General features: G+C 65.5%; 21 protein-coding genes. 13 read left to right on the top strand and 8 right to left on the bottom strand.

Annotated features, from left to right (window positions below; translation table 11 throughout):
* Positions 1 to 103: 103 nt before the first annotated feature.
* The 4 genes from ettA (at position 104) to AC1Q6P_RS23375 (ending at position 4,724) form a co-directional block, all read left to right on the top strand.
* Positions 104 to 1,768: an energy-dependent translational throttle protein EttA gene (ettA, locus tag AC1Q6P_RS23390; RefSeq protein ID WP_102766979.1), complete on the top strand. Its 1,665-nt coding sequence runs from the start codon at positions 104 to 106 to the stop codon at positions 1,766 to 1,768.
* Between the two features lie 153 nt (positions 1,769 to 1,921).
* On the top strand, positions 1,922 to 2,434 hold the full coding sequence (locus AC1Q6P_RS23385; protein ID WP_492666159.1) for a Spy/CpxP family protein refolding chaperone: 513 nt from the start codon (positions 1,922 to 1,924) through the stop codon (positions 2,432 to 2,434).
* Between the two features lie 121 nt (positions 2,435 to 2,555).
* Positions 2,556 to 3,269 (top strand): response regulator, encoded by a 714-nt coding sequence (locus tag AC1Q6P_RS23380; RefSeq protein WP_102766977.1) that lies wholly within the window; start codon positions 2,556 to 2,558, stop codon positions 3,267 to 3,269.
* 39 nt (positions 3,270 to 3,308) lie between these two features.
* Positions 3,309 to 4,724, top strand: a complete 1,416-nt coding sequence (locus AC1Q6P_RS23375) for a sensor histidine kinase (RefSeq protein ID WP_492666158.1) — start codon at positions 3,309 to 3,311, stop codon at positions 4,722 to 4,724.
* On the opposite strand, the gene AC1Q6P_RS23370 is transcribed toward AC1Q6P_RS23375, so the two are convergent.
* From AC1Q6P_RS23370 to trpS, 3 genes are read right to left on the bottom strand one after another with little or no spacing between them, the layout of a single operon-like run.
* Positions 4,690 to 6,117, bottom strand: coding sequence for an MATE family efflux transporter (locus tag AC1Q6P_RS23370; protein WP_492703351.1), 1,428 nt, complete (start codon positions 6,115 to 6,117; stop codon positions 4,690 to 4,692). The two genes, AC1Q6P_RS23375 and AC1Q6P_RS23370, sit on opposite strands and share 35 nt — an antisense overlap.
* On the bottom strand, positions 6,114 to 6,575 hold the full coding sequence (locus AC1Q6P_RS23365; RefSeq protein ID WP_492666156.1) for a DUF3717 domain-containing protein: 462 nt from the start codon (positions 6,573 to 6,575) through the stop codon (positions 6,114 to 6,116). The genes AC1Q6P_RS23370 and AC1Q6P_RS23365 overlap by 4 nt, the downstream gene beginning before the upstream one ends.
* A 22-nt stretch (positions 6,576 to 6,597) precedes the next feature.
* Positions 6,598 to 7,590 (bottom strand): tryptophan--tRNA ligase, encoded by a 993-nt coding sequence (gene trpS / locus AC1Q6P_RS23360; RefSeq protein ID WP_263300008.1) that lies wholly within the window; start codon positions 7,588 to 7,590, stop codon positions 6,598 to 6,600.
* A gap of 119 nt (positions 7,591 to 7,709) precedes the next feature.
* Here trpS and purN point away from each other — a divergent pair, with 119 nt between their 5' ends.
* Positions 7,710 to 8,360: a phosphoribosylglycinamide formyltransferase gene (gene purN, locus AC1Q6P_RS23355; protein ID WP_102766972.1), complete on the top strand. Its 651-nt coding sequence runs from the start codon at positions 7,710 to 7,712 to the stop codon at positions 8,358 to 8,360.
* 16 nt (positions 8,361 to 8,376) lie between these two features.
* On the opposite strand, the gene AC1Q6P_RS23350 is transcribed toward purN, so the two are convergent.
* Both AC1Q6P_RS23350 and AC1Q6P_RS23345 read right to left on the bottom strand, forming a co-directional pair.
* Entirely contained in the window at positions 8,377 to 9,036 is a 660-nt protein-coding gene (locus AC1Q6P_RS23350) for a DUF1345 domain-containing protein (RefSeq protein WP_492666155.1), read from the bottom strand.
* Positions 9,036 to 9,299 (bottom strand): DUF1653 domain-containing protein, encoded by a 264-nt coding sequence (locus tag AC1Q6P_RS23345; protein ID WP_492666154.1) that lies wholly within the window; start codon positions 9,297 to 9,299, stop codon positions 9,036 to 9,038. The genes AC1Q6P_RS23350 and AC1Q6P_RS23345 overlap by 1 nt, the downstream gene beginning before the upstream one ends.
* A gap of 81 nt (positions 9,300 to 9,380) precedes the next feature.
* Between AC1Q6P_RS23345 and AC1Q6P_RS23340 the strand changes: the two genes are divergently transcribed.
* The 3 genes from AC1Q6P_RS23340 (at position 9,381) to AC1Q6P_RS23330 (ending at position 12,760) form a co-directional block, all read left to right on the top strand.
* Complete coding sequence (locus AC1Q6P_RS23340) at positions 9,381 to 10,640, top strand: RsmB/NOP family class I SAM-dependent RNA methyltransferase (RefSeq protein ID WP_492666153.1); 1,260 nt, start codon at positions 9,381 to 9,383, stop codon at positions 10,638 to 10,640.
* Positions 10,641 to 10,824: 184 nt separating this feature from the next.
* Positions 10,825 to 12,045: a DesA family fatty acid desaturase gene (locus AC1Q6P_RS23335; protein WP_492666152.1), complete on the top strand. Its 1,221-nt coding sequence runs from the start codon at positions 10,825 to 10,827 to the stop codon at positions 12,043 to 12,045.
* 202 nt (positions 12,046 to 12,247) lie between these two features.
* A complete protein-coding gene (locus AC1Q6P_RS23330) occupies positions 12,248 to 12,760 on the top strand; it encodes a DUF3016 domain-containing protein (RefSeq protein WP_492666151.1) in 513 nt (170 codons plus the stop codon).
* Between the two features lie 124 nt (positions 12,761 to 12,884).
* On the opposite strand, the gene rpmG is transcribed toward AC1Q6P_RS23330, so the two are convergent.
* From rpmG to trxB, 3 genes are all read right to left on the bottom strand, one after another.
* Positions 12,885 to 13,052: a 50S ribosomal protein L33 gene (rpmG, locus tag AC1Q6P_RS23325; RefSeq protein WP_102766966.1), complete on the bottom strand. Its 168-nt coding sequence runs from the start codon at positions 13,050 to 13,052 to the stop codon at positions 12,885 to 12,887.
* Positions 13,053 to 13,081: 29 nt separating this feature from the next.
* A complete protein-coding gene (gene rpmB / locus AC1Q6P_RS23320) occupies positions 13,082 to 13,315 on the bottom strand; it encodes a 50S ribosomal protein L28 (RefSeq protein WP_102766965.1) in 234 nt (77 codons plus the stop codon).
* A 312-nt stretch (positions 13,316 to 13,627) separates the two neighbouring features.
* A complete protein-coding gene (gene trxB, locus AC1Q6P_RS23315) occupies positions 13,628 to 14,587 on the bottom strand; it encodes a thioredoxin-disulfide reductase (RefSeq protein WP_102766964.1) in 960 nt (319 codons plus the stop codon).
* A 242-nt stretch (positions 14,588 to 14,829) separates the two neighbouring features.
* On the opposite strand from trxB, the gene AC1Q6P_RS23310 reads away from it, so the two are divergent.
* The 5 genes from AC1Q6P_RS23310 to AC1Q6P_RS23290 form a co-directional block, all read left to right on the top strand.
* A complete protein-coding gene (locus tag AC1Q6P_RS23310; protein WP_102766963.1) occupies positions 14,830 to 15,495 on the top strand; it encodes a Crp/Fnr family transcriptional regulator in 666 nt (221 codons plus the stop codon).
* A 102-nt stretch (positions 15,496 to 15,597) separates the two neighbouring features.
* Entirely contained in the window at positions 15,598 to 17,958 is a 2,361-nt protein-coding gene (locus AC1Q6P_RS23305) for a DNA translocase FtsK (RefSeq protein WP_492666150.1), read from the top strand.
* Positions 17,959 to 17,990: 32 nt separating this feature from the next.
* Positions 17,991 to 18,611, top strand: coding sequence for an outer membrane lipoprotein periplasmic chaperone LolA (gene lolA / locus AC1Q6P_RS23300; protein ID WP_492666149.1), 621 nt, complete (start codon positions 17,991 to 17,993; stop codon positions 18,609 to 18,611).
* A 73-nt stretch (positions 18,612 to 18,684) separates the two neighbouring features.
* A complete protein-coding gene (locus AC1Q6P_RS23295) occupies positions 18,685 to 20,106 on the top strand; it encodes a replication-associated recombination protein A (protein ID WP_492666148.1) in 1,422 nt (473 codons plus the stop codon).
* 59 nt (positions 20,107 to 20,165) lie between these two features.
* Positions 20,166 to 20,399 (top strand): hypothetical protein (locus AC1Q6P_RS23290; RefSeq protein ID WP_492666147.1); only part of this gene is annotated, 234 nt, incomplete at its 3' end.

The following is a 20,399-nucleotide window of genomic DNA, read 5'->3' as shown; positions in this document are numbered from 1 at the left end:
GCGGTTGTTTGCCCTCACAGGCCCGTCGGCTTGGTGAGGCGCGGCTGCCGCCGAGCAGCCTGCAGCTCTGCCTCTTTTCAGCAATCCCAGGAAAACTCCCGCCATGGCGCAATACGTCTTTTCCATGAACCGCGTCAACAAGACGGTTCCCCCGAAACGCCACATCCTCAAGGACATTTCCCTGTCGTTCTTCCCCGGCGCCAAGATCGGCGTGCTGGGCCTGAACGGTTCGGGCAAATCGACCATCCTGAAGATCATGGCCGGCGTGGACAAGGAGTACGAGGGCGAAGCGATCCCGATGCCCGGCATCAAGATCGGCTACCTGGAGCAGGAGCCCAAGCTCAACCCCGAGCAGACCGTGCGTGAAGCGGTGGAAGAAGGCATCGGCGGCGTGCTGGCCGCCAAGAAGCGCCTGGACGAGGTCTACGCCGCCTATGCCGAGCCGGACGCCGACTTCGACGCCCTGGCCGCCGAGCAGGGCGAGCTGGAAGCCATCATCGCCGCCGCCGGCAGCGAGAACACCGATCTGCAGCTGGAACTGGCCGCCGACGCCCTGAACCTGCCGCCCTGGGACGCCGTCATCGGCGTGCTGTCCGGCGGTGAAAAGCGCCGTGTGGCCCTGTGCCGCCTGCTGCTCTCCAAGCCTGACATGCTGCTGCTGGACGAACCGACCAACCACTTGGACGCCGAATCGGTCGAGTGGCTGGAGCAGTTCCTGCAGCGCTTCCCCGGCACCGTGGTGGCCATCACCCACGATCGCTACTTCCTGGACAACGCCGCCGAGTGGATTCTGGAACTGGACCGCGGCCATGGCATTCCCTGGAAGGGCAATTACTCCGACTGGCTGGATCAGAAGGAACGCCGCCTGGAGCAGGAGCAGAAGAGCGAAGACGCCCGCGCCAAGGCCATGAAGGAAGAGCTGAAGTGGGTGCGTTCCAATGCCAAGGGCCGTCAGGCCAAGAGCAAGGCGCGTCTGGCCCGCTTCGAAGAGCTGAGCGACGTCGAATACCAAAAGCGCAACGAGACCAACGAAATCTTCATCCCCGTGGCAGAGCGCCTGGGCAATGAAGTGATCGAGTTCAAGAACGTCTCCAAGAGCTTTGGCGATCGCATGCTGATCGACAACCTGAGCTTCAAGGTGCCGGCCGGCGCCATCGTCGGCATCATCGGCCCCAACGGTGCCGGTAAGTCGACCCTGTTCCGCATGATCCAGGGCGTGGAAACGCCGGACAGCGGCGAGGTGTCCATCGGCAAGACCGCCAAGCTGGCCTTTGTGGACCAGAGCCGCCAAAGCCTGGATGCCGAGAAGACCGTCTGGCAAGACGTCTCCGGCGGCCTGGACAACATCACGGTCGGCAAGTTCGTCATGCCCAGCCGTGCCTACATCGGCCGCTTCAACTTCAAGGGCAATGACCAGCAGAAGCTGGTCGGCAGCCTCTCGGGCGGTGAGCGCGGCCGCTTGCACCTGGCCAAGACCCTGGCCCAGGGCGGCAATGTGCTGATGCTGGACGAACCGTCGAACGACCTGGACGTTGAAACCCTGCGCGCGCTGGAAGAAGCGCTGCTGGAGTTCGCCGGCTCGGCCATGGTGATCTCCCACGATCGCTGGTTCCTGGACCGCATCTGCACCCACATCCTGGCCTGCGAAGGCGATTCGCAGTGGTTCTTCTTCGACGGCAACTTCCACGAGTACGAAGCCGACAAGAAAAAGCGCCTTGGCGAAGAAGGCGCGCGCCCCAAGCGCATGCGTTTCAAGCCGATCAAGTGATCGCGCAGCGCCAGCTGCAAGGTCAAAAGAAAGAGCGCCCGCGGGCGCTCTTTTCATTGGTGCCGGGCATTCACAGATCTTTACGGCCGGGGCACAGCCGGCTTACGTCGGGGCTTGAAGATTCATTCACCCCAACACCGACGGAGTCCTGTGATGTCCCAACTGAAACTCAAAACCTGGCTGAGCACCGGCATGGTGGCCGCAGCCCTGGCATTCAGCGGCGTGGCGGCCCAAGCCCAGGGGCATGGTGGCCCCATGGGCCATCGTGGCGGCCATGGCATGTCGATGATGCCCATGGGCGGCGGTCATATGGAGCACATGCTCGACATGATCGATGCCTCCGATGCCCAGCGCGCCCAGATCAAGCAGATCATGGATGCCGCTCACGCCGATCTGAAGGCCCAGCATGAAGGCAGCCGCAAGCTGCATGAGCAGGGCATGGCCTTGTTCACCGCGCCGAACATCGACGCCGCCGCCATCGAATCGCTGCGCCAGCAGATGAGCGCCCAGCACGAGGCTGCCAGCAAGCGCATGAGCCAGGCCATGGTCGACGCTGCCCGCGTGCTGACGCCCGAGCAGCGCGCCAAGATGGCCGAGCGCATGAAGAAGATGCAGGCCCGCATGGCCAAGCACATGGAGATGCGCGGCGGCAAGCATGGCGGTTGAGGCGATTTGACCCGTGGCCTCCTCGTTTATGCTCAGCCCTCCTGAAGGGCCTGCGGCCCCGCTGCCGCCTCTGCGGCGCGGGCGCCGTGCGGCCCCGACATTTCCTCTTCACACAAGCACCATGAGTTCCAGACTGCTGCTGATCGACGATGACGCCCGCCTCACCGCCATGCTGGGGGACTACCTCAGTGCGGCCGGTTTCGAGGTGCGCGTGGCCGGCAGCTTGGCTGAGGGGCGAGCCGCCCTGGCCGAGCAGGTATTCGATCTGCTGGTGCTGGACCTGATGCTGCCGGACGGCGACGGCCTGGACTTTTGCCGCGAGCTGCGCGCCGATGCGCTGACGCGCCGCCTGCCGGTGCTGATGCTCTCGGCCCGTGGCGAGCCCATGGACCGCATCCTCGGCCTCGAACTCGGCGCTGACGATTACCTGGCCAAGCCGTTCGAGCCGCGCGAGCTGCAGGCCCGCATCAAGGCCTTGCTGCGCCGTGCCGAGCCGGACACGCCGCCCGACGATGTGCTGCGCTTCGGCCGTCTGGAAATTGATCTGGCCGCCCGCATGGCGCGACTGGACGGCAAGCCCCTCGATTTCACTGGCCACCAGTTCGACTTGCTGGTGGTGCTGGCGCAAAGCCCGGGTCGCGTGCTCTCGCGCGACCAGATCATGGATGCACTCAAAGGCCATCCGCTCGATGCCTTTGATCGCTCCATCGATGTCCACATCTCGCGCATCCGTGCCCTGATCGAAGACGACCCGAAAACGCCGCGCCGGGTGCTGACCGTGCGCGGCGCTGGCTATGTGTTTGCGCGCAAGCAGGATGCCGACCATGGCCACTGAGTCGGAGTGCTCGCAGCTCGCTGTCGTGCTTGCGTTGGCATGAAATCGCTTTACCTGCGCATCTACCTGACCCTGGTGGTCATCCTGCTGGCCTTTGCCTTTGGTTCGGCCTGGTTGTTCCAGCGCCATATCGAGCAGGAGCGGGGCAATTTTGAAGCCTCGGCCAATGACCGGCTGACGGCCATGGCCGAGCTGATCCACGGCGCGCTGCCGGCAGCCAGTGCACCGCGCGAGGAGCAGGCCGAGGCTTTGCAGGAATGGGGGCAGCGCCTGCATGTGGCGATTGCGCTGCTGGACCGCCAGGGTGAGCGTGTGGCGGCGTCTGAGGAGTTTCTCGATCGCGAGGTCTTTCCCGGCCCGCCGACCATCCGCGTGCCGCTGGAGGACGGGCGCAGCCTGCTGCTGATGCGCGGCGGCTTCCGCTTCGGTCCCGGTGCTCGCATGGGCCCAGGCTTGGGAGGTGGCGGCGGCATGGGCCCCGAGCGGCCCTTCTTCAAGCGCAACGAGGGCCCGCCCGCGCCCTGGGGCTTGCCCTTCCTCGGGCCGCGCCCCAATGGCCAGGTCTTGCTGGTCTTGCTGGTGCTGCTGTTTTTCGGCGTGGCCGTGGGGGCCTACCCCGTGGTGCGCCGCCTGACGCGCCGCCTGGAGGGCTTGAAATCCGGCGTGGAGCAATTCGGTGCCGGTCAACTGGCCCACCGGGTGGACGAGAGTGGCAAGGATGAAGTGGCGGCCCTGGCCAGCAGCTTCAACCGCGCGGCCACGCAGATCGAGAGCTTGCTGCGCGCCCAGCAGTCACTGTTGGCCAATGCCAGCCACGAGCTGCGCTCGCCCCTGGCCCGGCTCAAGATGGCTTTTGCCATGCTGGACAACGCCGGGCCGGAGCAGCGCGCCCGCCTGCAAACCGAGATCCACACCAATATCACCGAGCTGGACGCCCTGGTCGAGGAGGTCCTGCTGGCCAGCCGTCTGGACGCGGCGGCGCGCGGCGCCGAGCCCATGGCGCAGACGCCGCTGCAGGTCGATTTGATGGGCCTGGCTGCGGAAGAGGCCGCCCGCACCGGCGCCGAGTTCCAGCCGGCCCCGGGCTTGAGCGAGCTGCTGGTGCATGGCGATGAGCGCCTGCTGCGCCGCGCCCTGCGCAATCTGCTGGAGAACGGCAAGCGCTACGGCGGCTCGGAGGTGCTGCTGGAGCTGTCGCGAGATGCGGCAGGCCGGGCCGAGCTGCGTGTCAGCGATCGCGGCCCGGGCGTGCCCGAGGCTATGCGCGAGCGCATTTTTGAAGCCTTTTTCCGCCTGCCCGGCCATGCCGAGCAAGCCGGCGGTGTGGGCTTGGGCCTGAGCCTGGTGCGCCAGATCGCGCAGCGCCACCACGGCCAGGTGCGCTGCGAAGCGCGGCCCGGAGGCGGCAGCGTGTTTGTGTTCAGCCTTCCTGCTGCGACTTCAGCGTCGAACTGAGGGCGCCGGCCGCCTGCTCGCGTTCTTCCTGCCGGTGCACCCAAGCCAGGAAGGCGCTCAGGCCCAGCGCGGCCAGCACCAAGCCGGCCGTGGCGGCCGACCAGAAGCCGCGCGCACCCTGAAACTCCGCCGGCACAGCCGGGCTGTGGCCGAAGGCCAGCCAATAGCCGCCGCCCAGGCCCACGCCCCAGATCGCCAGGGCGTAAATGACCATGGGCGCGGTGGCGATGTGGTGGGCGCGCAGCACAAAGGCTGCCAGGGTCTGCCCGGCATCGGCCACGTGAAAAAGCCAGACCCAGAGCAGCAAGGGCAGGGCGGCGCCCAGGATCACCGGGTCGCTGGTGTACAGCCCCAGCACCGCTTCGCGCGCAAAAAACACCAGGGCACCGATCAGGAAGGACACGGCCAGGCCGATCTCCAGCCCATGCCAGCCCAGGCGCCGTGCACCGGCCGGGTCATGGGCGCCGACCGATTGCGCCACCAAGGTGCCGGTGGCATTGGCCAGGGCCAGCGGCAGCATGAACATCAGGCTGATCAGATTGACTGCCAGCTGGTGGCCGGCCACCGGCGTGGCGCCCAGGCGGGCGATGAAGATGGCCATGAAGGTGAAGCCGGTGACCTCGATCAGGATGGAACCGCCCATGGGCACGCCCAGCTTGAGCAGGGCGCGGATGTCCGGCCAGTGCGGCGCCTGCAAGCCGCCGCGGCGCAGGCCGAAAGGTTCGTAAAACGGGTCGCGCCGCATCCAGGCAAAGGCGATGGCCGCCTGCGCCCACATGGCGATGGCCGTGGCCAGGCCGCAGCCAAAGGCACCCAGGGCCGGCACCTGCCAGGGGCCGAGCGCAAAGCCTTGAATCAGCAAGAGGCTCAGCGGCAGCTTGAGCAGCAGGCCGCCGACCTGCAAGGCCATCACCGCCTTTGGCCGGGACACCGCCACATTGAAGCCGCGAAACGCAGTGAAGAACAGCGTGGCCGGCAGGCTGGCGGCCAGGGCCATCAGGTAGTGGCGCACCTTGGCTTCGACCTCGGGGCTGGCCTGTGACACGGCCAGAAAGGGCTCGGGCAGCAGCAGGATCAGGCTGCCCAAGCCCATCAGGCCCAGGCACAGCCACAAGGTCTGATGCAACTGCGCCCCGGCTTCCTGCAGCTGGCCGGCGCCGAACAGGCGGCCGACGATGGGGGAAATGGCCAGCACCACGCCCATCAGGCCGACAAACACCGTGATGTAGATGGCGCTGCCCACGGCCAGCGCGGCCAGATCGACGGCCGAGTAACGGGCCACCAGCACGGTGTCGATGGTGCTGAAGGCCAGCACGGCCAACTGCCCGACCAGCACCGGCCAGGCCAGCGGCGCGATGCGGCGCAGGCTCTCGAGATGGGCGCGGCCCATCATGTCGGGTCCGCCGGAGTCTGGGGGGCTTGCAGCTGCGGGTGATCGACGCCCTTGAACTCACGCGCCCGCTCGGCATAGCGGTTGAAGCGCCAGGCCGTGCCTTCCTGGGTGATGCGGCGCCAGGTGATGCGTTTCTCGGCCGGAGTCATCACCGGCCAGTGCTGCACCTCGTCAAAGCTGCGACCACAGCCTTTGCACAAGGCATCGCCCTGGCTGGTGGAGCAGATGGCGATGCAGGGCGCATCCGGCGTGCTCTCGTACCAGCGCAGCCAGGCGGCCTTGGCAGCGGCGGGCATGCTGTCCTCATCGCATTCGTGATCGCGGTGGTAGACCAGCAGGCCGTAGACCTCGGCCAGGGCCTGCACCTCGGGGCAGGCGCTCAGGCCGTCGGTCGAAGGCTTGCGCTCGCGCCACCAGTTGATGGCAGCCTCGATGTCGGTGATGTGGATGCCGCTCATGGCTGGGCTCACGCGGGCGCGATCAGTAGGCCAGGCCCATGGCCGTGCGGACTTCCCGCAAGGTCTTGCGGGCGACGGCGCGGGCGCGCTCGGTGCCGACTTCGACGATCCATTGCACCTGCTTGGGATTGGCCAGGTATTCATTGGCCCGCTCGCGCCAGGGCGCTTGCTCTTTCTGGATCGCCTCGATCAAGGGCTTCTTGCAGTCCAGGCAACCGATGCTGGCCGAGCGGCAGCCCTCGGCCGCCCAGGTGCGGGTGGATTCGTCGCAGTAGAGCTGGTGCAGGGGCCAGACCGGGCAGCGGCTGGGTTCGCCGGCGTCGCTGCGGCGCACACGCTGCGGGTCGGTGGGCATGGTGCGGATCTTCTCGTCCACCACCTCGGGCGCGTCGCGCATGGCCACCGCGTTGTTGTAGCTCTTGCTCATCTTCTGGCCGTCCAAGCCGGGCAGTCGCGCGGTCTCGGTCAGCAGCTCCTGCGGCTCGGGCAGGATGGGCGCGTCCGGGCTGTAGATGCGGTTGAAGCGGCGCGCCACCTCGCGGGTCACTTCCACATGGGCGGTCTGGTCTTCACCGACGGGCACGAAGCCGGCCTTGTAGATCAGGATGTCGGCCGCCTGCAGCAGCGGGTAGCCGAGGAAGCCGTAGGTGGCGCCATCACCCGGGGTGCTGCTGGCGCGTTGCTTCTCGACCGCGTCCTTGTAGCTGGGAATGCGCTCCAGCCAGGAGGTGGGAGTGCTCATGGCCAGCAGGGTGAACAGCTCGGCGTGCTCGGGCATGCGGCTTTGGATGAAGAGCGTGGCCTTCTCGGGGTCGATGCCGGCGGCCAGCCAGTCGACCACCATGTCGTAGACATTGCGTTCGATGCTGTTGCGGTTCTGCCGGTCCTGGTACTGGGTGGTCAGGGCATGCCAGTCGGCGACGAAGAAGAAACAGTCGTGTGTGCTTTGCAGGCGAACCCAGTTCTTCAGCGCGCCGTGGTAGTGGCCCAGGTGCAGGGCGCCGGTCGGGCGCATGCCCGAGAGCACGCGCGGGCGTGCGGCGGCAGAAGTCGGTTCGGGAGTAGGCAGGGAGCTCATCGGCGGGCCGCAGCAAAGATCAGGTCGGGCATTGTAGGCAGCTACACTGCCGCCCCATGAAACGCATCGTCATCCTGATCTCCGGCCGTGGTTCCAATATGGAGGCCATCGTGCGCGCCTGTGCGGCCGAGGGCTGGCCGGCCCAGATCGCCGCCGTGATCAGCAACAAGCCCGATGCCGCTGGCCTGAATTTTGCGGCCGCGCACGGCATTGCCACGGCCGTGGTCGACCACAAGGCCTTCCGCCAGCCCGGCATGGATGCACAGCAGGCCCGCGAGGCTTTTGATGCCGAATTGCAGCGCGTGATCGATGGTTTTGCGCCCGATCTGGTCGTGCTGGCGGGCTTCATGCGCATCCTGACTCCGGCCTTCACCGCCCACTATGCCGAGCGCATGCTCAACATCCACCCCTCGCTGCTGCCGGCCTTCACCGGCCTGCACACGCATGCGCGGGCCTTGGAGATGGGCTGCAAATTCGTCGGCGCCACCGTGCATTTCGTGACCGCCGAGCTCGACCATGGCGCCATCGTCGCTCAGGCCGTGGCGCCGGTGCTGCCGGGGGATGATGAAGACACGCTGTCGGCCCGCGTGCTCAAGCTCGAGCACCGCATGTATCCGCAGGCGGTGCGCTGGTTTGTCGAAGGCCAGCTGCGCCTGGTGGATGGTCGTGTCGAGCAACTCAGCGGGGCGAGCCAGTCCTTCAGCTGAGCGCGGGGCCGGCCCGTCAGCGGATCATGCCGGCCAGGATGTTGATCAGGAGCGCCAGCACGCCGGTGTTGAACAGGAAAGACAGCAGCGCATGCAGCAGCACCAGGCGCCGCATGGGCCGGGCGCTGACCGCCACATCCGAGGTCTGCGAAGTCGCGGCCAGGGTGACGGCGAAGTACATGAAATCGGTGTAGTCCGGCGGGCCGTCCAGGCCGGGAAACTCCAGGCCATGCGGCGCGTTGTCTCGCCCTGTGCTGCGGTGATAGAGGCTGGCATAGGCCAGGGCGAACTCCACCGGTAGCAGCAGCCAGCTGCCCGCCACCGTCAACAAGGCCAGCGCCATGGTGGCGCCGGGCGGGCCGGCCGGCTGGCTCAGCTCCAGGGTGATGGCGGCCAGGCTGGCCAGGGCGCCGGCCGCGGCCAGCAGCAGCACGGCGCCCACGCCATCGGCTTGGGCCACGCTTTTGCGCTGCACATGTTCATGGTCGGCCGCCAGCATCATCTGCAGCACGGCCAGCAAATAGAACCAGACGCCGGCATTCCAGCCGCAGAGCAGGCGAGTGCCCAGGCTCCAGTTCGACGGGCAAGCGAGGCCGGCCAGCAAGCCCAGCCCCAGAGCCAGCAGCAGGCGAGGGCGCAGGCGCAGCTGTTGCAGCCAGCGAGGCAGACGCATCATCAGGGCGCTGTGTTGCTGCTGCCGCCGCCATCGATGACGCTGAAGCGCGGCGTCAGCACGCCATCCACCTCCAGGCTGCCAAAGAACATGGCATGCGGCCGTACCCAGAGGCCGGTGGCGTTGTAGAGCGGGCGGTAGACCACCAGTGGCTCCAGCGTTTCGCTGTGCCGGGCCGTGCCGATCACCTCGTACTCGCCGCCCTTGTAGTGGCGGTAGCGCCCCAGGGGCGTGGCGGGCAGGGGCGGCAGGTCGTCGGCACTCATCTCGGGGTGGCTGGGGGCAGAAGGCAAGGATAAAAGTCAGGGGCAGGCAGGGAAAGCCCGCAGGCCTGGGATAATCGCGCCATGCATCCTAATGCCCTTCTTGAAATGAGCAGCGAGCTTCTGCGCGCTGTGCTCCAGCTGGACTCTCCCGCCGACAGCGTGGTGTCCGCCTTCTTCCGCAAACACAAGGCCCTGGGTCAGCGCGAGCGCCATGCCCTGGCCGAGACCGCGTACACGGTGCTGCGCCAGCGCCCGTTGCTGCAGCATCTGGCCCAGTCGGGCAGCGGCCCGACCGAGCGTCGCCTGGCCATCCTCGGCTGGCAGGGCAATGAAGCCTTTTTGCGCGGCGCCCTGAACACTCAAGAACAGCAATGGCTGGAACAGGTCCGTCAGATCGACAAGACCCAGCTGGCGCCGCGCCTGCGCCACAACCTGCCCGAGTGGCTGGCCCAGCCTTTGCTGGCCCGCCTGGGCGAGGAACAGTTCTGGGCCCTGGCGGCCAGCATGAACGAGCAGGCCCCACTGGATCTGCGCGTCAACACCTTGAAGGCCAAGCGCGAAGAAGCGCAGGCCACCTTGACCGCCGCTGGCATCCATGCCGAGCTGACACCGTTCTCGCCCCTGGGCTTGCGCATCCACGGCAAGCCGGCGCTCAACAAGCTGGAGCTGTTCACCAGCGGCGGTATCGAGGTGCAGGACGAAGGCAGCCAACTGCTGGCCCTGATGCTGGACGCCAAGCGCAGCGAGATGGTGGTGGACTTCTGCGCTGGCGCCGGCGGCAAGACCCTGGCCCTGGGTGCGTCCATGCGCAACACCGGCCGGCTCTATGCCTTCGACACCTCGGGCCATCGCCTGGCCTCGCTGAAGCCGCGCCTGGCGCGCAGCGGCCTGTCCAACATCTACCCGACGCAGATTGCCCATGAGCGCGACGAGCGCATCAAGCGCCTGTCCGGCAAGATCGATCGCGTGCTGGTCGATGCGCCGTGCTCGGGCCTGGGCACTTTGCGCCGCAACCCCGATCTGAAATGGCGCCAGTCTTTGCATGCCGTGCAGGAACTGCAGGCCAAGCAGACGGCCATCCTGGCCAGTGCCGCACGCCTGCTGAAATCGGGCGGCCGCCTGGTGTACGCCACCTGCAGCCTGCTCGATGCCGAGAACGAGGCGATTGCCGAAGCCTTCTCGGCCGCGCATCCGCAGTTCAAGAAGCTCGATGTCGCCGAGGTGCTCAGCCGTGCCCATGTGGCTGACGCCGAGCGCCTTGTGGAGAACGGCTATCTGCGCCTGTGGCCGCACCAGCACCAGACGGATGGCTTCTTCGCTGCCGTCTGGGAAAAGCAATAGCACCCCATCGCTCGTCTGGCGCGTCCTGAAGGTTCACCGGTCTGTGCTTTGCACGCAGCCGGGCAGGATTCACGCGCGCTTGACCTGGCGCAGTGTTTTGCCCCCTTGTTTTTGGAGTCGTGCGCCTACAATTCGCCGACTCGAATCCGTCTAGCCGCCCAATCTCGGGCAGGATGAGGAAGCCATGAATTTCTTGATGTCGGTACATGATGCGCTGGTCCAGTGGTTGGCGCATGGCCTGCTGGAGGCCAGTGCGTGGCAGATCGTGGCGTTCACGCTCGTCATCACCCACTTCACCATCCTGTCGGTCACCATTTTTCTGCACCGTGCGCAGGCGCACCGCTCGCTGGATCTGGGGCCGATTCCCTCGCATTTCTTCCGCGCCGTGCTGTGGCTGACCACCGGCATGGTGACCAAGGAATTCGTGGCCGTGCACCGCAAGCACCACGCCAAATGCGAGACCGAGGACGACCCGCACAGCCCGCAGACACGCGGTCTGAAGGCCTTGCTGCTGACCGGCGTGGAGCTCTACCGCGCCGAGGCCAAGAACCCCGAGACCATCGCCAAGTATGGCCTGGGCACGCCCAATGACTGGATTGAGCGCAACCTCTACACCCGCTTCTCCTGGCAGGGCGTGGGCCTGATGCTGATCATCAACCTGGCCCTGTTCGGCGCCATCGGTGCCACGGTCTGGGCCATCCAGATGGTCTGGATTCCGGTTTGGGCGACCGGTGTGATCAATGGCATCGGCCACTACTGGGGCTATCGCAATTTCGAAGCACCCGATGCATCCACCAATGTCTCGCCCTGGGGCATCCTGATTGGCGGCGAAGAGCTGCACAACAACCACCACACCTACCCGACCTCGGCCAAGTTCTCGGTCAAGCCCTTCGAGTTCGACATCGGCTGGGGCTACATCCGCGCTTTCGAAATGCTGGGTTGGGCCAAGGTCCGCAAGACGGCGCCCAAGCTGCGCCATGGCGACATCAAGCCGGCCGACAAGGACACGCTGGAAGCCATCATCACCAACCGCTACGAGGTGATGTCCAAGTACGGCCGCGGCCTCAAGGCGGCCTGCGCGGCCGAGCTGGCGCGGCTCAAGGCCCAGGGCCAGGAGCACAGCGCGCAGTGGGCGCAGTTCAAGCTGGCCAAGCGCTGGTCGCACCGCGATGAGGTCAACATCCCGGATCGCCTGTTGAGCGAGATTGCCAATGCCCGCGCGGCCAGCCCCACCCTGGACAAGCTGTTGACCATGCGCGAAGAGCTGCGCCAGCTCTGGACCCGCACCAACGTCTCGGCCGAACAGCTGGTGGCAGACTTGCAAGCCTGGTGCCGCCGTGCCGAGGAAAGCGGCATTGCCGAGCTGCGCAATTTCTCCATGAGCTTGCGCATGGCGCGCGCCTGAGGCGCGGTTTCAATCGTTGTGTCGTTCCTGCTGTGGCCGAGGAATCAGTGCAGTTTGACCGTTTGTGACGATTGGGTGTGACTGCGGTGACCGCAGGTAAGTCTGAGGTAAAAGGGCGCCCCGAGGGGCGCCTTTTTGACGTCTGGGGACTAGACTGAAGTCATTGCAACGGAGTCATCCACCCCACACAAGGAGAGTCACCATGAGCATGAACAAGAAAAGTCTTTTCCGTGCCGCTGCCCTGGCGCTGGCTTTGGGCGCTTCGGCCTCGTTGGCTCTGGCTGATGTGCAGGTTCGCTTCATCGAGCCTGACAAGTTCACCGACGCCAGCAGTGATTTCGGCCGCCGCGACCAGGAGCCGGTTTTGAAGGAGCTCAAGGCCCATTTGGAGAAGCTCGGGGCGCAGTTGCCCGGCAAGGATCTGACGGTGGAGATCAGCAATGTTGACCTGGCCGGCGGATGGGAGCCGGTCGGGCGCCGCATGGACATGATTCGCGTGCTGCGCGGGGTCAGCTCGCCCTCGATCGAGCTCAGTTTCAGCCTGAGCGAAAACGGCAAGGTCTTGCACAGCGGCAAGACCCGTCTGCATGACCTGAACTACATGGTCGGCATGAACCGTTACAACGAAAGCGACCCGATCCGCTACGAGCGCCGTCTGCTGGACGACTGGTTCCGCGAGGAGTTCAAGACCACCTTGGCAGCGGCTAAAAACTGAGGCCATGTCCCGCTCGGCCCTGGCTGAGCCTGACCGAGCGCCCATGAAAAAACCCCGCCGGCTTGCGCCTTGCGGGGTTTTTTTATGGAAGACCCACACCGAAAGGCGTGGGCTCCAAGCCGAATCACTTCAGCTTGGTTTCCTTGTACAGAACGTGCTTACGAGCCTTGGGATCGAACTTCATGAATTCGAGCTTGTTGGTCGTGGTCTTCTTGTTCTTGTCGGTCGTGTAGAAGTGACCCGTACCTGCGGTCGACTCCAGCTTGATCTTTTCGCGTGCGCCTTTGGCCATGATGATGCTCCTTGATTCTCAGTTCTAGATCAGAGCTCGCCCTTGGCGCGCAGATCGGCGACGACTTGGTCGATACCGACCTTGTCAATCAAACGCAGAGCAGCATTGCTGATACGCAGACGAACCCAGCGGTTCTCGGTTTCCAGGAAGAAACGGCGGTACTGCAGATTCGGCAGGAAGCGACGCTTCGTTTTGTTGTTGGCGTGAGAAACATTGTTTCCCACCATGGGCTTCTTGCCCGTGACTTGACAGACGCGTGCCATGACGCTTCTCCGGTTTGATTTTTTTGACCAGCCATCTCTGCTGAGATTTCTGCTGAGTTCATTCAGCAGTTCGCATCTGCAAACGTGAGACGGCCACATGACCGCGATATGCCTGCCAAACCTGTTCAAGCGCACCGGGTTTGTACCTCGGCGGCACTTGTCTGGGCGCGGTCCATCCAGCAAGCAAGCCTAAGAGTATAGCCGAAAACGAAAAGGCACGCCAGATTGGGCGTGCCAGAGTGTCGCGATGCCCGGCATCGCAGTGGCCTGTGATGCCGGGAGGGTGAGGCGTCGCGTGTGCGCGGGCCGCGATCAGCCGCGCTCCTGCTCCAGGAAGCGCTGGGCGTCCAGGGCGGCCATGCAGCCGGTGCCGGCGCTGGTGATGGCCTGGCGGTAGATGTGGTCCTGCACATCACCGGCGGCGAACACGCCGGGCACGCTGGTCATGGTGGCGAAGCCATTCAGGCCGCTGCGCGTGACGATGTAGCCGTCCTTCATCTCCAGTTGATCCTTGAAGATCTCCGTGTTGGGCTGGTGGCCGATGGCGATGAAGCAGCCTTGCAGGGCGAGGTCTTGCGTGCCGCCGTCCTGGGTGCTCTTGATGCGCACGCCGGTCACGCCGCTCTGGTCACCCAGCACTTCGTCCAGGGTGTTCCACAGGTGCAGTACCACATTGCCGGACTCGGCCTTGGCCATCAGTTTGTCGATCAGGATGGGCTCGGCGCGGAATTTGTCGCGGCGGTGGATCACATGGACCTTGCTGGCGATATTGCTCAGGTACAGCGCTTCTTCGACGGCGGTGTTGCCGCCGCCGACCACGCAGACTTCCTGGCCGCGATAGAAGAAGCCGTCACAGGTGGCGCAGGCGCTGACGCCGCGGCCTGCAAAGGCTTCTTCCGAGGGCAGGCCCAGATACTTGGCCGAGGCGCCGGTGGCGATGATCAGGGCGTCGCAGGTGTAGGTGGCGCTGTCGCCCTTGAGGGTGAAGGGGCGCTTGGAGAAATCAACCGCGTTGATGTGGTCGAAGACGATCTGGGTCTGGAAGCGCTCGGCGTGCTTCTGGAACCGCTCCATCAGCTCGGGGCCTTGCACACCCATCACATCGGCCGGCCAGTTGTCGACTTCGGTCGTGGTCATCAGCTGGCCGCCTTGCGCCATGCCGGTCAGCAGGGTGGGCTTCAGATTGGCGCGCGAGGCGTAGATGGCCGCGGTGTAACCGGCCGGGCCGGAGCCCAGGATCAGCAGCGAATGGTGTTGGGTGTTTGCGTTCATGGGGACTCAGATGGGGCGGTTGGGTGGTTTCGCAAGCGCCGGGCGCCGGCGAGACCATGGAAACGAAAGGAGTCGCTGTGCTCGGGAGCTGATCTCTGTTGCACAGACGGTAATGGCCGGTTTTCCCCGCCTAAACCCTGTTTGAAATATGGGGCAGGTGGGCACAATCCCGAGCATTCTAGGCATGTCACGACGACAGCGACGGCGTGCCAAATTCAGGCTTAAACCAAAGGAGGCTGTTCATGGCGATGTTGTCCAATCTGGATCTGATCCGCAGGGTGCCCTTGTTTTCCTTGCTCACCACCGACCAGGCGCAGTCGATTGCTGACAGCGTGGTCAAGCGGCGCTTCAAGCGCGGCGAGCTGATTGTCGAGCAGGGCACCAAGTCCAATGCCTTGTTCATCCTGCTGAACGGCCGCGCCCGCGTGCTGACGGCCGACACCCGCGGCCGCGAGGTCATCCTGGCCGTGCTGCAGCCTGGCGACTACGTCGGCGAAATGAGCCTGATCGACCACGAGCCTCACTCGGCCACCGTGCGTGCCGAGGTGCAGACCGACATGCTGGTGCTGGGCCGCAACGAGTTCGCACGCTGCCTGCCAGAGAGCAGCAGCCTGTCCTACGCCATCCTGCGCGGTCTGGTGGCGCGCCTGCGCAATGCCGACCGCCAGATCGAATCCCTGGCCCTGCTGGATGTCTACGGCCGTGTGGCGCGCACGTTGTTGGACATGTCCGAAGAAGAGAAGGGCCTGAAGATCATCCGCGGCAAGGTGTCGCGCCAGGACATGGCCAAGGTGGTGGGCGCTTCGCGTGAGATGGTCAGCCGGGTCATGAAGGACCTGGAAGAGCGCGGCGTCATCGAAACCCTGGAAAACGGCTCGGTGGTGATCAAGGAACGCCTGCCCAGCTGAGTCCGTGGCTCCATGAGGCAGCGACCCGTGTGAACGGGTCCAGCAGCGGCCCGTATGAACGGGCAGGGCGGCAGGCCCTGAAACCTGCGCCACAATGGCAGCATGAGTTTTCCGCTGGGTTCCCTCTCGCGTGACGACGAGGTCGGCACGCCCGACAAAGTCTACAAACGCCAATCCAAGAAGGCGGCCCCGCCGCCTCCGCCCCGCCACAACCCCCTGCGCACGCCGGTCTGGCTGCTGCTGAGCGGCGCTCTCTGGTGCCTGGTGGTGCTGGCCCTGGTCAGCCATGACCGCGCAGACGCGGCGTTTTCCATTTCCGGCCAACACGCGCTTTACGGCAATCGCATGGGCGCCGTCGGCGCCTGGGTGGCCGATCTGCTGCTTTTCAGCTTTGGTTTTTCGGCCTGGTGGCTCTTGATCGTGGGCTTGCGTGTCTGGCTGGGGCAGCTGGCCGATCTGCTGCGGGCCGACAGCCCACCGGCACCCGGCAGCCGCCGCCCGCTGCTGCTTTGGCTGTTGGGCCTGGTGCTTTTGCTTTGCGCAAGCTCTGCCCTGGAGTGGACCCGGCTCTATTCCTGGGAAACCCGCTTGCCTGGCCATGCCGGCGGCGTGCTCGGTTTCTCGCTCGGCCCCTGGAGCATGAAGGTGCTGGGTTTTGCCGGCTCGGGCGTGGTCTGGATCAGCCTGCTGCTGCTGGGCGCCGGTCTGGCGCTGAAGTTCTCCTGGGCGCATCTGGCCGAACAGCTGGGCGCGCGCCTGGACCAATGGCGCGAGCAGCGCCTGGAGCGGCGCGAGAAGGCCGAAGATCAGCGCGTCGGTGAGCAGGCTGCGCAGGAGCGCGAGCTGGTGGTCGAGGTCGAGCGCCAGGTGGTGGAGGAAACTCACATCCCCATCGTCATCGAAGCGCCAGTGATGGAGGTGCCCAAGTCCACCCGCGTGGCCAAGGAGCGCCAGACCACCTTGTTCGCCGACGCCAGCGACACCAAGCTGCCCCAGGTCGACCTGCTGGACACGGCGCCGGTGCAGGTGGTTTCGGTCACGCCCGAGTCGCTGGAAATGACCTCGCGCATGATCGAGAAAAAGCTGCGCGATTTTGGCGTTGAGGTGCGCGTGGTCGCGGCTTCGCCCGGCCCGGTGATCACCCGCTACGAGATCGAGCCGGCCACGGGCGTCAAGGGCTCGCAAATCGTTGGCCTGGCCAAGGATCTGGCGCGTTCGCTGAGCCTGGTGTCCATCCGCGTGGTCGAGACCATTCCGGGCAAGAACTTCATGGCTCTGGAGTTGCCCAATGCGCGGCGCCAGACCATTCGCCTGTCCGAGATTCTGGGCTCCCAGGTCTATGCCGATGCCAGCTCGCAGCTGACCATGGGCCTGGGCAAGGACATCGTCGGCCTGCCCGTGGTGGCCGACCTGGCCAAGATGCCGCACTGTCTGGTGGCCGGTACCACCGGTTCGGGCAAGTCGGTCGGCATCAACGCCATGATCCTGTCCTTGCTCTACAAGGCCGAGGCGCGCGATGTGCGCCTGATCCTGATCGACCCCAAGATGCTGGAAATGAGCGTCTACGAAGGCATCCCGCATCTGCTGGCGCCCGTGGTGACGGACATGAAGCAGGCCAGCAACGCGCTCAACTGGTGCGTGGGCGAGATGGAGCGCCGCTACAAGCTCATGAGCAAGATGGGCGTGCGCAATCTGGCCGGCTATAACAAGAAGATCGACGAAGCCACCGAGCGCGGCGAGAAGATCGGCAATCCCTTCAGCCTCACGCCCGAGGAGCCGGAACCGCTGGAGCGTTTGCCCTTCATCGTCGTCGTCATCGACGAGTTGGCCGACCTGATGATGGTGGTCGGCAAGAAGATCGAAGAGCTGATCGCCCGCCTGGCCCAAAAGGCCCGCGCGGCCGGCATCCACCTGATTCTGGCCACACAGCGGCCTTCGGTCGATGTGATCACCGGCCTGATCAAGGCCAATATCCCGACCCGTCTGTCCTTCCAGGTCAGCTCCAAGATCGACAGCCGCACCATCCTCGACCAGATGGGTGCCGAGGCCTTGCTGGGCATGGGTGACATGCTTTACATGCCTTCGGGCACCGGCTTGCCAATTCGTGTGCACGGCGCCTTTGTCAGTGATGAGGAAGTGCACCGCGTGGTCGAGTACCTCAAGAGCCAGGGCGAGCCCAATTACATCGAGGGCATCCTCGAGGGCGGCGTGCTGGAGGGCGAGGGCGGTGAAGCCGGCGGCGGCGCGGCCGGCGGTGACGGTGAGGCCGACCCTATGTACGACCAGGCCGTGGCCGTGGTGCTGCAGCACCGCCGCGCCTCCATCTCGCTGGTGCAGCGCCATCTGCGCATCGGCTACAACCGTGCCGCGCGTTTGCTGGAGCAGATGGAAAAGTCGGGCCTGGTGTCCAGCATGGCCACCAATGGCAACCGCGACCTGATCGTGCCCAAGCGCGACGAATGAGCCCCGCGACCCCTCCGCACAGGACCCCAACCATGATGACGATGAAGAGCCGTGCCGTGCTGGCCGCGGTGTTGCTGACCCTGGCCCCTGTGGCTCGTGCCGACGCGGTGAGCGCGCTGCGCGATTTCGCCCGTGAGGTGAAAAGCGCCAGTGCCCAGTTCAAGCAGACCGTCAACTCGCCCGATGGCAAGCGCAGCAAAAGCTCGCAAGGCAGCTTTGAGTTTCAGCGCCCCAACCAGTTCCGCTTTGCCTACAGCAAGCCTTTCGAGCAACTGATCGTTGGCGATGGCCAGAAGGTCTGGATCTTTGACCCCGACCTGAATCAAGCGAGCTCCCGCCGCATGAACCAGGCCCTGGGCGCCACACCGGCGGCTTTGCTGGCGGGTGGCAATCTGGAGCGTGATTTCACGCTCAAGGCCCTGCCGTCCGAAGGCGGGCTCGATTGGGTGCAAGCCCTGCCGCGCCAGGCCGACGGTGGTTTTCAGTCGCTGAAGATTGGATTCAAGGGCCGCGATCTGGCGGCGCTCGAGATCGTCGATGGTTTCGGCCAGCGCTCGCGCCTGGATTTCAGTAGCCTGGCCGTCAACGCCAGCCTGCCGGCGGACCGCTTCCGCTTTGTGTTGCCGGCCGGGGCCGATCTGGTCGAGCAGTGAAGCCGGGCTTCACGTCCCATCCACAGCTTCTTGCGTCCTTGGCGAAGATGAGAAAGTGCCCCGCATGGCGGCCATGAGTGATTCCCTGTTTCCCGAAGACGAACTGCCCGCTGCGCTGCCCAGCCGCAGCGCGGGGTCGTCTGCCGCCCCTGCCGCCTCTGCTGCCTCGCCCGTGTTCGGTCAGGCCTCCTTGCATCCGCCCCTGGCCGAGCGCCTGCGGCCCAATTCGCTCGACGAGGTGATCGGCCAGCGTCAATTGCTGGGCCCCGGCATGCCGCTGCGCACCGCCTTCGAGTCGGGGCGGCTGCATTCCATGATCCTCTGGGGCCCGCCGGGCGTGGGCAAGACCACGCTGGCGCGCTTGATGGCCCTGTCTTTCGAGGCGCAGTTCATCACCATCTCGGCGGTGCTGGGCGGGGTCAAGGACATCCGCGAGGCGGTCGAGCGCGCGCAGAGTGTGGCCGCCCAGGGGCGGCGCACCGTGGTGTTCGTGGACGAAGTCCATCGCTTCAACAAGTCGCAGCAGGACGCTTTCCTGCCGCATGTGGAGTCGGGCCTGTTCACCTTCATCGGCGCCACCACCGAGAACCCGTCTTTCGAAGTCAACTCGGCGCTGTTGTCGCGCGCCACCGTCCACGTGCTCAAGTCGCTGGACGAGCAGGATCTGCTCGATCTGGTGCGGCGCGGCGCCGAACTGCTGGCCTGCCCGCCGGTGACGGAAGGCGCGGCCAAGCGCCTCGCGGCCTATGCCGATGGCGACGCGCGCCGTCTGCTCAACGCTCTGGAGGCCGTGGCCTCGCTGACCCCGCCAGGTGTGGCGCAGATCGACGAGGCCGTGCTCGAGCGCGCGCTGGGCGAGCAACTTCGCCGTTATGACAAGGGCGGTGAGCAGTTCTACGATGTGATCTCAGCCCTGCACAAATCGGTGCGCGGCTCCGACCCCGATGCCGCACTCTACTGGCTGGCCCGCATGCTCGACGGCGGTGTCGATGCGCGCTACATCTCGCGCCGCCTGATCCGCATGGCCAGCGAGGACATCGGCCTGGCCGACCCGCGCGCGCTGCGCATCTGTCTGGATGCGGCCGAAACCTACGAGCGACTGGGCTCGCCCGAGGGCGAGTTGACACTGGCGCAGGCGGTGGTGTTCCTGGCGGTGGCGCCCAAGTCCAATGCGGTCTACAGCGCCTACAAGGCCGTGCGGGCGTTTGTGAAGGGCGATGCCAGCCGCCCCGTGCCCCTGCATCTGCGCAATGCGCCGACCAAGCTCATGACCGATCTGGGTTACGGGCGCGAGTACCGCTACGCGCATGACGAGCCGGGCGGCTTTGCGGCCGGCGTGCACTACCTGCCTGAGGGCATGGAAGAGCAGCGCTTTTACGAGCCGGTGAACCGCGGCCTGGAGCTGCGCATCGGAGATCGTTTGGCCGAGCTTCGCCGCCTCAATGCCGAGGCGCGCGAGGGTGAGTCGGGCTCGGCAAGCGAGCCCCGGGATTAGGCGCTCAAATCGAGGTCTTGGGGACTCTCTGCGCTAGGGGTATTTACCAGCGAAACCCCTTGGAACCCGACTCCTACAATGAAGCTCAGGCTGCAGGACTTGATGGCCACGTGGGCCCGCCGACATTGCGGCGGGCTTTTTTTTATCTGCTCAAAGTTCAGCACAACGATTGGGCGGGAACGCGCAAGACGCTGACCGCCATACCGGAGACGCTTCATGGAAACTTTTTTCCAGCAAATCATCAACGGGCTGGTGCTCGGGAGCATGTATGCGCTGGTGGCGCTGGGGTACAC

This window comes from Roseateles sp. GW835-FHT13E02 (assembly GCF_058794035.1).
This window is presented reverse-complemented; position numbering and strand designations above follow the sequence as displayed.

Excerpts from the sequence above, each read along its gene's own strand:
- AC1Q6P_RS23295 (WP_492666148.1), top strand. The coding sequence starts at position 18,685 with ATGAGTGATTCCCTGTTTCCCGAAGACGAACTGCCCGCTGCGCTGCCC.
- lolA (WP_492666149.1), top strand. The coding sequence starts at position 17,991 with ATGATGACGATGAAGAGCCGTGCCGTGCTGGCCGCGGTGTTGCTGACC.
- AC1Q6P_RS23310 (WP_102766963.1), top strand. The coding sequence starts at position 14,830 with ATGGCGATGTTGTCCAATCTGGATCTGATCCGCAGGGTGCCCTTGTTT.
- AC1Q6P_RS23375 (WP_492666158.1), top strand. The coding sequence starts at position 3,309 with ATGAAATCGCTTTACCTGCGCATCTACCTGACCCTGGTGGTCATCCTG.
- AC1Q6P_RS23345 (WP_492666154.1), bottom strand. The coding sequence starts at position 9,299 with ATGAGTGCCGACGACCTGCCGCCCCTGCCCGCCACGCCCCTGGGGCGC.
- rpmG (WP_102766966.1), bottom strand. The coding sequence starts at position 13,052 with ATGGCCAAAGGCGCACGCGAAAAGATCAAGCTGGAGTCGACCGCAGGT.
- rpmB (WP_102766965.1), bottom strand. The coding sequence starts at position 13,315 with ATGGCACGCGTCTGTCAAGTCACGGGCAAGAAGCCCATGGTGGGAAAC.
- trpS (WP_263300008.1), bottom strand. The coding sequence starts at position 7,590 with ATGCGCCCGACCGGCGCCCTGCACCTGGGCCACTACCACGGCGCGCTG.
- AC1Q6P_RS23305 (WP_492666150.1), top strand. The coding sequence starts at position 15,598 with ATGAGTTTTCCGCTGGGTTCCCTCTCGCGTGACGACGAGGTCGGCACG.
- ettA (WP_102766979.1), top strand. The coding sequence starts at position 104 with ATGGCGCAATACGTCTTTTCCATGAACCGCGTCAACAAGACGGTTCCC.
- AC1Q6P_RS23350 (WP_492666155.1), bottom strand. The coding sequence starts at position 9,036 with ATGATGCGTCTGCCTCGCTGGCTGCAACAGCTGCGCCTGCGCCCTCGC.
- AC1Q6P_RS23340 (WP_492666153.1), top strand. The coding sequence starts at position 9,381 with ATGCATCCTAATGCCCTTCTTGAAATGAGCAGCGAGCTTCTGCGCGCT.
- AC1Q6P_RS23370 (WP_492703351.1), bottom strand. The coding sequence starts at position 6,117 with ATGATGGGCCGCGCCCATCTCGAGAGCCTGCGCCGCATCGCGCCGCTG.
- purN (WP_102766972.1), top strand. The coding sequence starts at position 7,710 with ATGAAACGCATCGTCATCCTGATCTCCGGCCGTGGTTCCAATATGGAG.
- AC1Q6P_RS23365 (WP_492666156.1), bottom strand. The coding sequence starts at position 6,575 with ATGAGCGGCATCCACATCACCGACATCGAGGCTGCCATCAACTGGTGG.
- AC1Q6P_RS23335 (WP_492666152.1), top strand. The coding sequence starts at position 10,825 with ATGAATTTCTTGATGTCGGTACATGATGCGCTGGTCCAGTGGTTGGCG.
- AC1Q6P_RS23330 (WP_492666151.1), top strand. The coding sequence starts at position 12,248 with ATGAGCATGAACAAGAAAAGTCTTTTCCGTGCCGCTGCCCTGGCGCTG.
- AC1Q6P_RS23380 (WP_102766977.1), top strand. The coding sequence starts at position 2,556 with ATGAGTTCCAGACTGCTGCTGATCGACGATGACGCCCGCCTCACCGCC.
- trxB (WP_102766964.1), bottom strand. The coding sequence starts at position 14,587 with ATGAACGCAAACACCCAACACCATTCGCTGCTGATCCTGGGCTCCGGC.
- AC1Q6P_RS23385 (WP_492666159.1), top strand. The coding sequence starts at position 1,922 with ATGTCCCAACTGAAACTCAAAACCTGGCTGAGCACCGGCATGGTGGCC.